General features: G+C 68.6%; 10 protein-coding genes. 6 read left to right on the plus strand and 4 right to left on the minus strand.

What is annotated here, in order from left to right; all coding sequences use genetic code 11:
* Window positions 1–95 precede the first annotated feature (95 nt).
* Window positions 96–728 (minus strand): response regulator, encoded by a 633-nt coding sequence (locus BM070_RS05740; RefSeq protein WP_056662412.1) that lies wholly within the window; start codon window positions 726–728, stop codon window positions 96–98.
* 161 nt (window positions 729–889) lie between these two features.
* Here BM070_RS05740 and BM070_RS05745 point away from each other — a divergent pair, with 161 nt between their 5' ends.
* The 6 genes from BM070_RS05745 to BM070_RS05770 all read left to right on the plus strand — a co-directional run bounded on the left by BM070_RS05745 (window position 890) and on the right by BM070_RS05770 (window position 5,676).
* Entirely contained in the window at window positions 890–2,227 is a 1,338-nt protein-coding gene (locus BM070_RS05745) for a sensor histidine kinase (protein WP_092938446.1), read from the plus strand.
* 226 nt (window positions 2,228–2,453) lie between these two features.
* Window positions 2,454–2,618 carry a DUF1328 domain-containing protein gene (locus BM070_RS05750; protein ID WP_092938448.1) on the plus strand — a complete coding sequence of 55 codons (165 nt, stop codon included), beginning with the start codon at window positions 2,454–2,456 and terminating at the stop codon, window positions 2,616–2,618.
* A 60-nt stretch (window positions 2,619–2,678) separates the two neighbouring features.
* A complete protein-coding gene (locus BM070_RS05755) occupies window positions 2,679–3,080 on the plus strand; it encodes a hypothetical protein (protein WP_092938450.1) in 402 nt (133 codons plus the stop codon).
* Between the two features lie 56 nt (window positions 3,081–3,136).
* Window positions 3,137–3,706 (plus strand): ferritin-like domain-containing protein, encoded by a 570-nt coding sequence (locus BM070_RS05760; protein ID WP_245785116.1) that lies wholly within the window; start codon window positions 3,137–3,139, stop codon window positions 3,704–3,706.
* Between the two features lie 120 nt (window positions 3,707–3,826).
* Window positions 3,827–4,141 (plus strand): BON domain-containing protein, encoded by a 315-nt coding sequence (locus tag BM070_RS05765; protein WP_092938454.1) that lies wholly within the window; start codon window positions 3,827–3,829, stop codon window positions 4,139–4,141.
* A gap of 248 nt (window positions 4,142–4,389) precedes the next feature.
* Window positions 4,390–5,676 (plus strand): zinc-binding metallopeptidase family protein, encoded by a 1,287-nt coding sequence (locus BM070_RS05770; protein ID WP_092938456.1) that lies wholly within the window; start codon window positions 4,390–4,392, stop codon window positions 5,674–5,676.
* A gap of 115 nt (window positions 5,677–5,791) precedes the next feature.
* On the opposite strand, the gene BM070_RS05775 is transcribed toward BM070_RS05770, so the two are convergent.
* The 3 genes from BM070_RS05775 to BM070_RS05785 form a co-directional block, all read right to left on the minus strand.
* A complete protein-coding gene (locus BM070_RS05775) occupies window positions 5,792–6,814 on the minus strand; it encodes a transglutaminase family protein (protein WP_092938458.1) in 1,023 nt (340 codons plus the stop codon).
* 42 nt (window positions 6,815–6,856) lie between these two features.
* Window positions 6,857–9,550 carry a circularly permuted type 2 ATP-grasp protein gene (locus tag BM070_RS05780; RefSeq protein WP_092938460.1) on the minus strand — a complete coding sequence of 898 codons (2,694 nt, stop codon included), beginning with the start codon at window positions 9,548–9,550 and terminating at the stop codon, window positions 6,857–6,859.
* Window positions 9,551–9,675: 125 nt separating this feature from the next.
* Window positions 9,676–13,167 (minus strand): transglutaminase family protein, encoded by a 3,492-nt coding sequence (locus tag BM070_RS05785; protein WP_092938462.1) that lies wholly within the window; start codon window positions 13,165–13,167, stop codon window positions 9,676–9,678.
* Between the last annotated feature and the right edge of the window lie 47 nt (window positions 13,168–13,214).

Here is a 13,214-nt window from a genome sequence, read left to right on the forward strand (position 1 = left end):
AATACCGGCTTTATTTTTTGCGTTTCTGACCCGAACGCTGAAAAACCCAGGCTATCGACCTGCCCTGGAGCAGGCCGATAGCCGATCGGAAAAGATCAATCGATGAGCTTGTTCTTCAGGGCGTAATAGGTCAGGTCGCTGTTGGACGACAGGGCCATTTTTTCCATGAGCCGCGTGCGGTAGGTGCTGACCGTCTTCACGCTCAGCGACAGCGACTTGGCGATGTCGCCAGCCGTTTCGCCCTTGGCGAGCTTCAGGAACACCTGGAACTCGCGCTCGGACAGCTGCTCGTGCGGCGGGGCATCGTCCTTGCGGTTGAGCTGCTGCGCCAGCAGATCAGCCACGGCGGGCGTGAGGTAGCGCCGGCCCAGCGAGATCGTGCGAATGGCTTCGACGATCTCCTTGGGGTCGCATTCCTTGTTGAGGTAGCCGCTCGCACCCTGACGGATCAGGTTGATGGCGTAGTGCTCCTCGGGGTAGCCGCTGAGGATCAGAATGCCCATGTCGGGCGCCTTGGCACGCAACATGGCCAGGGCATCCAGGCCGCTCTGGCCGGGCATGGACAGGTCCATCAGCAGCACATCGATTTCTTCGGCACGCACGAGGTCGATGGCTTCACGGCCATTGGACGCTTCGCCGACAACCCGAAGGTCCACATGCTCGGACAGAAATTGCCGCAGCCCTGAGCGGACAATCGCATGGTCATCAACAATCCCGATCTTGATCATTAAGCTTTCTTTCTGAAGGTCGCTCTTTACGCGGTATCGTTCGGCCGCTGGTAGCCGTCGAACCCAAAGCATATCTGCGTTGCAAGATCCGACGAGCGACAAGCTGACTGTATTTGACATTATCCAGAAAACACCTGCCTGCCGTCCGGAGAAACCTATATATGCGCTGGCCCAATTTCCGCAAGATGGCCATCAGCCTGCCCCTGGCATTGCTGGCGGTGTCTGTGCTGGTGGGCATCAACGAGGTCGGCTATTCACGCTCGCGCGACGCCGTGAGCGCGCTCTCGCGCACCCATGCCACCCGCGCCGCGCTCGATCGCCTGATGCAGAACATGCTGGATGCGGAAACCGGCCTGCGCGGCTACCTGCTCACGGGTGACGACCGCTACCTGGAGCCCTACCAGAAGGCCGTCACCACCATCAGCGGCAACCTGGACGAGCTGCGCAACATCTTCGTCAACTCGCCTGAAGAGCTGAGCGATCTGGCACTGATGTCGCGGCAGATCGCCCGCAAGATGTCGGAGATGGAGCTGAGCCTGCTGCTGCGGCGCCAGAACAACAACGACGCCTGGAAGTTCGTCCTCTCCACCGATGTCGGCAAGGAGAACATGGACGCCATCCGCACCGTGGCGGCCCGGCTCATCGAGCACAGCACGGCGCAGACGGAGCACAGCACCCAGGCCATCCTGCATTCGCTGCTGCTCTCGCGCATCGGCATCGCCACCTTCGCGGCCATCGGCCTGCTGGCGTTCTACATGTACCTGCACCAGGCGATCACGCTGCAATCCGTGAACCAGCGCGAGCAGGAGATCCTGGCGCGCGAACGGGACCGGCTCGAACAGCTCGTGCGCGAGCGCACCGCGTCGCTGACCGAGCTGGCCAACCATTTGCAGCAGGTGCGCGAGGACGAGCGCGGCCACCTGGCGCGCGAGCTGCACGACGAGCTGGGCGCGCTGCTCACCGCCGCCAAGCTGGACGTGGCGCGGCTGAAGTCGCGGGTGGACGTGCAGGTGCCCGAGATCGCCGAACGGCTGCGCCACCTCACCGAGACGCTCAACAGCGGCATCGCCCTCAAGCGCCGCATCATCGAAGACCTGCGCCCCTCGTCGCTCTTCAACCTGGGCCTGACCACGTCGCTGGAAATCCTGACCCGGGAGTTCGCCGAGCGCAGCGGCATCGTGGTGGACGTGAACCTCGAAACGGTCGATCTGCCCGATCAGGTGCAGCTGACCGTCTATCGCATGGTGCAGGAATCGCTGACCAACATCGGCAAGTACGCGGGTGCGAGCAAGGCGCTGGTCGCCGTGCACAACTACCCCACGCATGTCTCGGTGCAGATCCGCGACGACGGCACCGGGTTCGACGCCACCGCCATCAATGCCAGCTCGCACGGTCTGATGGGCATGCGCCACCGCGTGGAAGCGGCCGGCGGGCGGCTGACGATCACCTCTCAGCCCGGCGAGGGCACGCTGGTTTCCGCCGTCCTGCCCTACGCCTGACTCCACTTCCGGCCCAGGGGCGGGCCGCAAGCGCATGGGCACGGCCGGGGCCCTGTGAACGGTGCCACACCCCACCAGGGCGGGGGTGCAGTCCTACATCCCTGCGCGCAGGACACCGGCATCTAGTGCGCGGCCTCCTGAATACATTGGACACATGCACCCGAGCCCTTCGGTGCTCTTAGTTCAATCACCGGCGCCCCCGGCATCCGGTCTTCAGGAGATGCTTATGTTGCACTACGCAGTCGTTTTTCTGGTCATCGCCCTGGTGGCCGCACTCTTTGGCTTCGGCGGCATCGCCGCAGGTGCCGTCGGCATCGCCAAGATCCTCTTCTTCGTGTTCGTTGCCATGGCCATCGTGACCTTCGTGATGGGCCTGATGAAGCGCCGCTGAGGCGGCTGGCTCAGTGCTCACCGCACGGCTCCCGAACATCTTCCACTGAAAGGTTTCCCCATGACTTTGCAATCCGCCACCCAAAAAGCCGCTGACACCGCACACTCCGTCGCCGAAGACGTGCTGGACTCGGCCAAGGACGCCGTGCAGGCCACCCGCCGCGCAGCGAACACGTCGCTGGACAAGGCCGAAGCTGGCGTGGAAGGCCTCAAGAGCGCCGTGAACCCCACCATCGACGATCTGGCCGCCCGCGCCCAGGAACTGGCCAACCGCAGCATCACCTACTGCGCCGACGCCAGCGAACGCGCCCGCCGCCAGTTCAACCAAGCCGCCGATGCCACGACACGCTACGTGAGCGACCAGCCCGGCAAGTCCATGCTGATCGCCGCCGCTGCCGGCGCCGCCTTCGCCACGCTGCTGTTCCTGACCCGGGGCGACAGCCGCCGCCGCGGCGACTACTGAGCGGCGAGCCGGCCAGGCCACCGCCACGCTTCCCCCACGATTCCAACGAGCGCCCCATGAAAAACACGACGACGATGAAGAGCCCGGCTCACAACGATGCCGATAGCCAACTGGTGCTGGACGAAGCGGCCCTGCACCAGGCCGCCACGGCGGACCTGGACGAAGGCGCCGTGACGCCGGCCTACGGCCCGCACCGCGACGCCATCGTCAAGCTGCTGAACGATGCGCTGGCGACCGAGCTGGTGTGCGTGCTGCGCTACAAGCGCCACTATTTCACGGCCGACGGCCTGGAATCTCCCGCGATCGCGGCGGAATTCCTGGTCCACGCCAACGAGGAATCGGCCCACGCCGACCTGATCGCCCAGCGCATCGTGCAGCTGGGTGGCGAACCCGACTTCGCGCCCGACCGCCTGCTGGAACGCAGCCATGCCCAGTACGACGAATCGTCCGACCTGAAGGCCATGGTCCGCGCCAACCTGGTGGCCGAACGCATCGCCGTCGAGGCCTACCGCCAGATGATCTCGCTCATCGGCGACAAGGACCCGACCACCCGCCGCATGCTGGAAGGCATCCTGGCGGACGAAGAAGAACATGCCGACGAATTGAAGGACTGGCTGCACCGCTGATCAGCGGCTGCGCCATCCGCACCCACAGTCCATCGACCACGGAGGGTGCAATAGGTCGATGAGCTGAAGCCTCCCAGCACCCGTGTTATGACCAACGATAGATCAGAAAAGGAAACAATCATGAAATACGCACGTGCACTCGCCTTCGCAGCACTGGCTGGCGCCACCATCATCTCCGCTGGCTGCTCCGTGGCCCGCGACCAGCAAACCGTCGGCTCCTACGTGGACGACGCCGGCATCACCACCGCCGTGAAGGCCAAGATGGCTGAAGACAAGACCGTTTCCGCCACCGCCATCAGCGTCGAAACGCTGAACGGCACGGTGCAGCTGTCGGGCTTCGCCAAGTCGCAAGCCGAAAAGAACCAGGCCGAAGCCATCGCACGCAACACCAAGCATGTGCGTGACGTGCGCAACAGCATCGTCGTTCGCCCCTGAGCGGCTTTCCAAGCGCAGACGCTCGGAACCGCTGAGCGCACTGCCGCCGGGCGCACCACAGGCAGGCTCAACCCCTGACTGGCACCGGCCGACGTGCTGAGCGGCTTCCAAGGGCCACGGTTTTTCCTATGAAAACCCGTGGCCTTTTTCATGGCGCCTGCCGCACCCGCTCCCATCGCCAGCAGCCTTCTTCAACCGGCTCTCCAACCGCATCGCACCCCATTCCCCCAACGCTCAGGCCTTTCATCATGCGAATCTTTCATTGCACCCACTGCGGCTCCCTGGTGTTCTTCGACAGCACGGAATGCCTGGGCTGCGGCGCCACCCTCGCCTTCGACCCGCAACGTCTGGACATGGTGGCCCTGCAGCCGGTCGCCGATGCGGCCGGCACCTGGGAACTGCTGGGCAGCTCGCCCTCCTCGACGGATTCCGCCACCGACCTGGGCAACGAGGCCGGCAACGCGGTGGCCGAGCCGCCCACCCCCGCCGAAGCGCCGCCGCACTATGTGCTGTGCGCCAACCGCGAGGCGCACAACGCCTGCAACTTCGCCATTCCCCAGGAGGCCGGCAGCGACGGCGCACAGGCGGCCGACACGCCGCACCTGTGCGTCTCGTGCCAGCAGACGCGCGTGCTGCCCGACCTGTCGGACGCCAACAACGTGCGCCGCTGGACGGCCATCGAGAACGCCAAGCGGCGCCTCTACTACACGCTGGCGCAGATGGGCATCGCCCACGTGGAGGGCGAAAGCGGCCCTGTTTATGAATTCAAGGCCGACACGCCGGAGGCCAAGGTGCTCACGGGCCATGCCGACGGCGTGATCACGCTGAACGTGGCGGAGGCCGACGACGACGAGCGCGCGCGCCGGCGGCTCGACCTGGGCGAGCCCTACCGCACCCTGCTCGGCCATCTGCGCCATGAATCCGGCCACTACTACTGGGACGTGCTGGTGCTGCGCGACGGCCATGCGGACGCCTTCCGCGCCGTGTTCGGCGACGAGCGCGCCGACTACGGCGAGGCGCTCAAGGCCCACTACGCCAGCGTGCCGCACACCGGCTGGCAGAACGACTACGTGAGCGACTACGCGACCTCGCACCCCTGGGAAGACTGGGCGGAGACCTGGGCGCATTACCTGCACATGGTGGACCTGCTGGAAACCGCGCAGAGCTACCGCACCGAGGTCTCCATTCCCAACCCGCAGAGCGAGCCGCGCTACGCGATGGTGAACCCCTTCGGCCCGCCCGCGCCCGACTTCGACGCGATGCTGACCGCCTGGGTGCCGCTCACGCTGCTGCTCAACAGCCTGAACCGCAGCCTCGGCCAGCTCGACGCCTACCCGTTCGCACTGGGTACGGGCGTCAAGGAAAAGCTGCGCTTCGTGCACGCGCTGGTGCATGGCCAGCTGACTCCGGTGGCCGTGGAGCAGTCGGTGAGCGACATGGCGAACGCGCCGGATGCAGCGCCCGTCGCAGCGCCGGTGGATGGCGCCGGCATGGCGCCCCCGCCCGTACAGACGGCCGAAACAGCGCCGGCATGAGTGGAGGAGCCTCCGGGGCAAGGCGGGGACAACCCATCGAGCCCCGGCGAGGCACCCATCAAAAACCATAGCATCAGGCGCAAGCTGAATGCGCGCTGCGGGCCGATTGGGCTGTCTATTGGTCTGGATCGGGCTGCGGTGGTTCCACCAGCACCTCGTCGGCCGGGGCCACCGTCACCGCTACGCGCAGGATGTGCCGGGCGCCTCCATGGATCACGCCGCGCAGCGGCGACACGTCGGCATAGTCGCGCCCCACGGCCAGGGTGACGTAGTCCTCGCCCGGCGCGCGGTCGTTGGTCGGGTCCAGGTCGTGCCAGGTGCCGCCGGACTGCGCACCATCGCCGCCAAGGCCATCGCCCTCGCCCGGCACCCACACCGCCACCCAGGCATGCGAGGCATCGCTGCCCACCAGGCGCGGCTGGCCTGGGGGCGGCTGGGTCAGCAGGTAGCCGCTGACGTAGCGCGCCGCCAGCCCCAGCCCGCGCAGGCAGGCGATCATGATGTGGGCGAAGTCCTGGCAGACGCCCCGGCGCATGGAGAGCGCCTCCAGCGCCGGCGTGCCGACATCGGTCTCGGCCGGGGCGTAGGTGAAATCGGCATGGATGCGCGACATCAGATCCCACGCCGCTTCCAGCAGCGGCCGGCCCGGCGTGAAGCTGGGCTCGGCATAGGCCACGAAGTCGGCATGGCGGGGGATGTGCGGGGAGGCGAAGGCGAATTCGGCGGCCGGCTCGTAGGCCGCGCCCCGGCGGTAGCGCAGCAGGTCGCGCACCGCTTCCCAGGCCGGGCTGGGCGGCAATACCGAGGCCAGATCGTGAGCGTCAACGCTCTCTTCCATCTCCAGCGCGTCGCCGGCACCTTCGCCTGGGCCGGCCGGCAAAGGCGTGCTCGTCTCCACCAGGCTTTCGGCGCGCACCCGCAGCGATTCATGCGCGAAAGGCAGGCTGAAGAAGGCGCGCGTGTTGCCGAAGACGTCGGTGCGCTCCAGGCATTGCGCGGGCGGCGGATCGATGCGCAAATGGTGCTCCAGCAACCGCTGGCCCGGCGCGTCGAGCGGCCGCAGATGGGCCATGTGCTGGGCATTGCTGACGGACGGAGCGTATTCGTACACCGTTTCGTGGATGACGCGCAGCAGCATCGGGCAGGTCTTTCCGGGTGAAAGGGGTGGGCGATTGATCGCTCAGGTGCCCAGGCTCTGGCGCAGCTCGCCCGAGTGGGTGAAATAGCGCGCGCCCAGCTGGTCGGACAGGCGCCACGATTCGCTCGTGCAGCGCGCCAGCGTCTCGGCGAGCGCCGGATAGCGGCCCGCCTCGTCCTGTTCGCAGAGCGCTTCCAGCGGCAGCTCGGCCGGGTCGAACAGCGTGAGTTCCGATTCGCCATCGGCCAGCCCCGGGCCGGCGTTGTGCTGCGCGCCGCGGTGCAGCTTGCGCAGCCGCCCGCGCAGGGTCTGTGCCACCCAGGCCAGCGAGCGCGGGTTGTCCTGGTCCAGCACCAGCAGGTCCACCAGGGCGGGCACGTCGTGGCGCAGCTGGTATTGGGCGCGGAAGGTGATGGTGCTGTCGAACAGGGCGACGATGGCCTCGAAGCCGCCCTCGTCGGTCACGGCGCCGGTCTCGAAGCCGCGCGCGAGCGCGTCGGAGAGGAAGCCCAGGCGCTCCAGGTTGCGGCCGATGGACAGCAGCCGCCAGCCATCGTCGCGCATCATGCGGTCGGTCTGCGCGCCGGTCATGGCGGCCATGTGGCCGCTGAGCACCTCCAGCACGCGCAGCGATTCGGGCGCGGAGAAGTCGCCTTCGTGCGCGCCCGTGGGGCACTGCTGGAAGAAGTCGGCCTCGGCGCGCACGATGAGGTTCCATTGCTCCTGCGAGAGCCGGTCGCGCACGGCTGCCGCCGCGCTCCGGATGCCGCGCAGGTTGTAGCCCACGCTGGTGGCGCGCGTGGTGTCAGCCAGGCCGGCGATCAGCGCGCGCTCGAACACGCGCCGGCCCCGGGGCGCGCCGGGCACCTGCGGCAGCATCAGGCCCTGGCGCTGCGCCAGCGAGCTGATCCAGGCCAGCAGCGGCTGGGAGGACTGGTCTTCGCCGTTGAGGCTCTGCAGCGCCAGCCGTGCCAGGCGGATGGTGTTCTCGGCCCGCTCGGTATAGCGGCCCAGCCAGAACAGGTTCTCGGCCGAGCGGCTGGTGACCTGGCGGCTGCGGTGGGTCACCGCCGGGGCGGCCTGGGCGGCGGGCAGCAGCGTGGTGGTGTCCACCGCGCCGGAGGTCAGCGCCCACACGTCGGCACTGCTGCCGCCGCGCTGCATGGAGGTCATCTCGTGCGTGCCGGTGGCGATGCGCGCCAGCCCGCCCGGCAGCACGCGCCAGGCGCCCGGCCCGTCGGACACGGCGAAGACGCGCAGCATGACCGAGCGCGGCGCGATGTTGCGCCCGCCGGTGGCGTTGCGCCAGGTGGGCATCTGCGAGAGCGGCTGGTAGGCCTGCACGGTATAGGCATCGCCTTCGCGCAGGATGCGCTCGCGCCAGGCGGCCAGTTCAGCGGAAGAGAGGCTGTGGCAGAGCACGGGCATGGCCGTTTCGCCGGCCACCGCGGCGGCGGGCCAGGTGGGGCGGATCACGCTCTGCGCCAGCTCCGGCAGCACCGCCTGGCGGGCCGCGTCCTCCCCGCACCACCAGGTCGGCAGCGACGGCAGCACCAGCTCCTCGCCCAGCACGTGGCGCGAGAGCGCCGGCAGAAAGCCCAGCAGCGCGGTCGATTCGAGGAAGGCAGAACCCGGCGCGTTCGCCACCAGCACATTGCCGGCGCGGATGGCCTGCAGCAGCCCGGGCACGCCCAGGCGCGAGTCGCTGCGCAGCTCCAGCGGATCGAGGAACTCGTCGTCCAGCCGCTTGAGGATGCCGTGGACCGGCTGCAGGCCGTGCAGGGTCTTCAGATAGAGATGCTCGCCGCGCACCGTGAGGTCGCTGCCCTCCACCAGCGTGAGGCCCAGGTAGCGCGCCAGGTAGGCGTGCTCGAAATAGGTTTCGTTGTAGGGCCCGGGCGTGAGCAGCACGATGCGCGCGTCGGCGCCGGCGGTGGTGCGCTGGCGCAGGCTGTCGAGCAGCGCGCGGTAGGTGGCGGCCAGGTGCTGCACCGGCATCTGGCCGAAGGCATCGGGAAAGAGGCGCGAGACGAGCAGGCGGTTTTCCAGCAGATAGCCCAGGCCCGAGGGCGCCTGGGTGCGCTGCGACACCACCCACCAGTCGCCCTGCGCATCACGCGCCATGTCGAACGCCGCGATGTGCAGGTGCGTGCCGCCCACCGGCGCCACGCCGTGCATGGGCCGCAGGTAGCCGGGGTGGCCGTGCACCAGCGCGCTGGGCAGCAGGCCTTCGGCCAGCAGCTGCTGCGGGCCATAGACGTCGGCCATGATGCGTTCGAGCAGCTGCGTGCGCTGCAGCACGCCGGCTTCGATGCGGCTCCAGCAGTGCGGCGTGAGGATCAGCGGAAAGAGGTCCACCGCCCAGGGGCGCTGCGGCCCGTGGGTGTCGGCATAGACGTTGTAGGTGATGCCGTTGTCGCGCACCTGGCGGCGCAGGCTGAGCGTGCGGCGGTCCAGGTCGGCGAAGCCGTCCTGGCCCAGGTGGCCGAAGAATTCGGCCCAGTCCGAGGTGAGGGGCGCGCCTGCTGCGGCACGCGCAGCCGCGGCGGGGCCGGCGGGCGCTACCGTGCCCGCCGCAGCCGTGGCGGCATCGGCCGCGTCTTCTGCCACCGGCACGCCCATGCCGCGCAGCTCGTCGTAATGGCCGGGCAGCGCGGGCGGCGCCAGGGCCGCGGCCAGATCGGCCGGGGTTTCCGGCGACTCGGGCTTGAAAAGGGATTCGTTGGGGTGTTCCACAGCCTCGGGATTGTCGGGTAAATCCAATCCCGCGGTCGTGGGCACCCCGCCGCCGCCCTCGGTGCCGCCTAGCGGCACGCCGGCCCGCGCCTCATCCGGCGGCGCGGGCCGCCCTGCGTGCTCGCTCAAGGCCGCATGGCGCGGCGCAGGTCGAGCGTGAACGGAAACTCGCGGCTGCCGGGCAGTTCGATGGTGGCGGGCGGCACGGCCAGAGGGCCGGGCGTGTGGCCCATGCGGAAGAAGCGCGACAGGCGGCGGCTTTCGGCCTCGTATGCGTTCACCGGGAAGGTGACGTAGTTGCGCCCGCCCGGATGCGCCACGTGGTACTGGCAGCCGCCCAGCGAGCGCTGCGACCAAGTGTCCACGATATCGAAGGTGAGCGGCGCATGCACGCCGATGGTCGGGTGCAGCGCGCTGGGCGGGTTCCAGGCCTTGTAGCGCACGCCGGCCACGTATTCGCCCGCCGTGCCGGTGGGCTGCAGCGGCAGCGGCTGGCCGTTGACGGTGACGACGTAGCGGCTCTCGTTGAAGCCGGTGACCGAGATCTCGATGCGTTCGAGCGAGGAATCGACGTAGCGCATGGTGCCGCCGATGACGCCCTCTTCGCCCATCACGTGCCAGGGTTCGAGCGCGTTGCGCAGGGTCAGCTCGACGCCGCGCGACTGCACCTGGCCGACCAGCGGGAAGCGGAACTCGAAATGCGGCGCGAACCAGGCATCGTCGAAGGCGTAGCCGGCCTCGCGCATGTCGGCCAGCACGTCGTGCAAGTCCTGCCGCACGAAGGTGGGCAGCAGCCAGCGGTCGTGCAGCTCGGTGCCCCAGCGGGCGGCGGGCGCCTTGTAGGGTGCCTTCCAGAAGCGGGCGATGAGCGCGCGCAGCAGCAGCTGCTGCACCACGCTCATGCGGGCATGGGGCGGCATCTCGAAGGCGCGCAGCTCCAGCAGGCCCAGGCGGCCGGTGCTGCTGTCGGGCGAATACATCTTGTCGATGCAGAACTCGCTGCGATGGGTGTTGCCCGTCACGTCGATCAGGATGTTGCGCAGCGTGCGGTCCACCAGCCAGGGCGGCATGTCCTGGCCATAGACGGCGCGGTTCTTCTCGATCTCGCGCAGGGCGATCTCCAGCTCGTAGAGCTGGTCGTTGCGGGCTTCATCGACGCGCGGCGCCTGGCTGGTCGGGCCGATGAACATGCCGCTGAAGAGGTAGCTCAGGGACGGGTGGTTGTGCCAGTAGAGGATCAGGCTGGCCAGCAGCTCGGGCTTGCGCAGGAAGGGCGAATCGGCCGGCGTGGCGCCGCCCATCACGAAGTGGTTGCCGCCGCCGGTGCCCGTGTGGCGGCCGTCGGTCATGAACTTCTCGGCCGACAGGCGCGTCTCGAAGGCGGCCTGGTAGAGGAATTCGGTGTGCTGCACCAGCTCGCCCCAGTGGTGGGCGGGGTGGATGTTGACCTCGATCACGCCGGGATCGGGCGTGACCTGCAGCAGCTTCAGGCGCGGGTCGCGCGGCGGCGGATAGCCTTCGAGCACGATCTGCACGCCGAGCTCTTCGGCCGTGGCCTCCACGGCGGTGAGCAGGTCGAGGTAGTCCTCCAGGCGCGCCAGCGGCGGCATGAAGACGTAGAGCACGCTGCTGGCTTCGCCCACCGTCTCGGCCTTGGGGCCGTTGGCGCGGCGCGGGTCGCGCGCTTCCACGCAGAGCGCGGTGCGGGTGTGGCCCTGGGCGGATTCGAAGCGGGCCGGCGCCTTCACGAAGTCGGCGGGCTCCTGCTGGGCATCGCCCTGCAGGTTCAACGCGGCGGATGCGTCCGTGCCGTCTGCGCGCATCTGCATCACGCGGCGGGCTTCGCGCGGGGCGTTCACGGCGGTCTGCGGTGCGGGGGCGCCGGGCGCATAGCGGGCGCGCAGGACGTTGGCGGCGGGCAGGTTCTGGGCGGCGACGGAGGGGTCGGCCGGCACCAGGTAGGGGTAGTCGCCCTCGCTCACCCAGGGCAGGGAATCGAGCGGCAGGCGGTAGCCCATGGGCGAGTCGCCCGGGATGAGGTACATGCGCTCGTCGCGGAAGAACCAGGGGCCGGTCTTCCAGGCCGTGCCGGAGAGCTGCGGCACGCCTTCGGCCGGCTCCAGCGGCAGCACGTAGCCGACCACGCTGTCGAGCTTCTGCGCGAAGACGCGGCGCAGGCGGGCGCGTTCGAGCTCGTCGTCGAGCCGGGCGTCGAAGGGATCGACGTTGACCGGCAGGCGGCGTTCGCGCCAGAGGTAGTACCAAGTGTCTTCATAGCCCGGCTGGATGTGCCGGCCGGTCAGGCCCAGCTTGCCGGTGAGGTGGTGGATGAAGCGGCGCGCGTCTTCGCTGGTGTAGTGCTGGGGCGTGCGCTCGTCGGCGAAGAGCGCCGGGTTGCTCCAGGCGGGCTGGCCGTCGGCGCGCCAGCAGATCGACAGGGCCCAGCGCGGCAGTTGCTCGCCCGGGTACCACTTGCCCTGGCCGAAGTGCAGGAAGCCGCCGTGGCCGTATTCGGCACGCAGCTTGTGGACCAGTTCGGTGGCGTAGCCGCGCTTGGTGGGGCCGAGGGCGTCGGTGTTCCATTCGGGCGCGTCGCGGTCGGCCACGGCGACGAAGGTGGGCTCACCGCCCATGGTCAGGCGCACGTCGCCGGCCACGAGTTCGGCGTCCACCGCCTCGCCCAGGGCCAGCACGTCCTGCCACTGCTCCTCGGAATAGGGCTTGGTGACGCGCGGAGATTCGTGGATGCGCGTGACGCGCATGTCGTGGCGGAATTCGACCTCGGCCTCGTCCACCAGCCCCTCGATGGGCGCGGCGCTGGAGGGCTGCGGCGTGCAGGCCAGCGGGATGTGGCCTTCGCCGGCCATCAGGCCGCTGGTGGCGTCCAGGCCGATCCAGCCGGCGCCGGGCAGATAGACCTCGCACCAGGCGTGCAGATCGGTGAAGTCGTGGTCGGTGCCGCTGGGGCCGTCGAGCGACTTGACGTCAGGGGTGAGCTGGATCAGGTAGCCCGACACGAAGCGCGCCGCCAGCCCCACGTGGCGCAGCATCTGCACCAGCAGCCAGGCGGAATCGCGGCAGGAGCCGCTGGCTTTTTCCAGCGTTTCCTCGGGCGTCTGCACGCCGGGCTCCAGGCGGATGAGGTATTGGATGTCGCTGGCCACCTGCTGGTTGATGGCGACCAGGAAGTCGATGGTGCGGCGCTCGGTGAGGTCGATCCTGTCGAGGTAGCTCTGCAGCAGCGGCGTGACCGGATCGGTGACCAGATAGGGGGCGAGTTCCTGCGCCTGGGATTCGCTGTAGCGGAAGGGGAAGTTCTCGGCGTGCGGCTCCAGGAAGAAGTCGAACGGGTTGTAGACCGACATCTCCACCACCAGGTCCACCGTGACCTTGAACTCGGTGGTCTTTTCGGGGAACACCAGCCGCGCTTGGTAGTTGGCGAACGGGTCCTGCTGCCAGTTGATGAAGTGGTTGGCGGGCTCCACTTTCAGCGAATACGAGACCACGTGGCTGCGGCAATGCGGCGCCGGGCGCAATCGCACGATCTGCGGACCCAGGCCGATCGGCCGGTCGTAGGCGTAGTGGGTGACGTGGTGGAGTGCGGCGTGGATGGACATATGAAGCCATCCTAGCAAGTCCCGAGCCCGTTGAGATGACGGGCGCC

This window comes from Paracidovorax wautersii (assembly GCF_900113035.1).
In the GTDB taxonomy this organism is placed as follows: Bacteria; Pseudomonadota; Gammaproteobacteria; order Burkholderiales; family Burkholderiaceae_C; genus Paracidovorax; species Paracidovorax wautersii.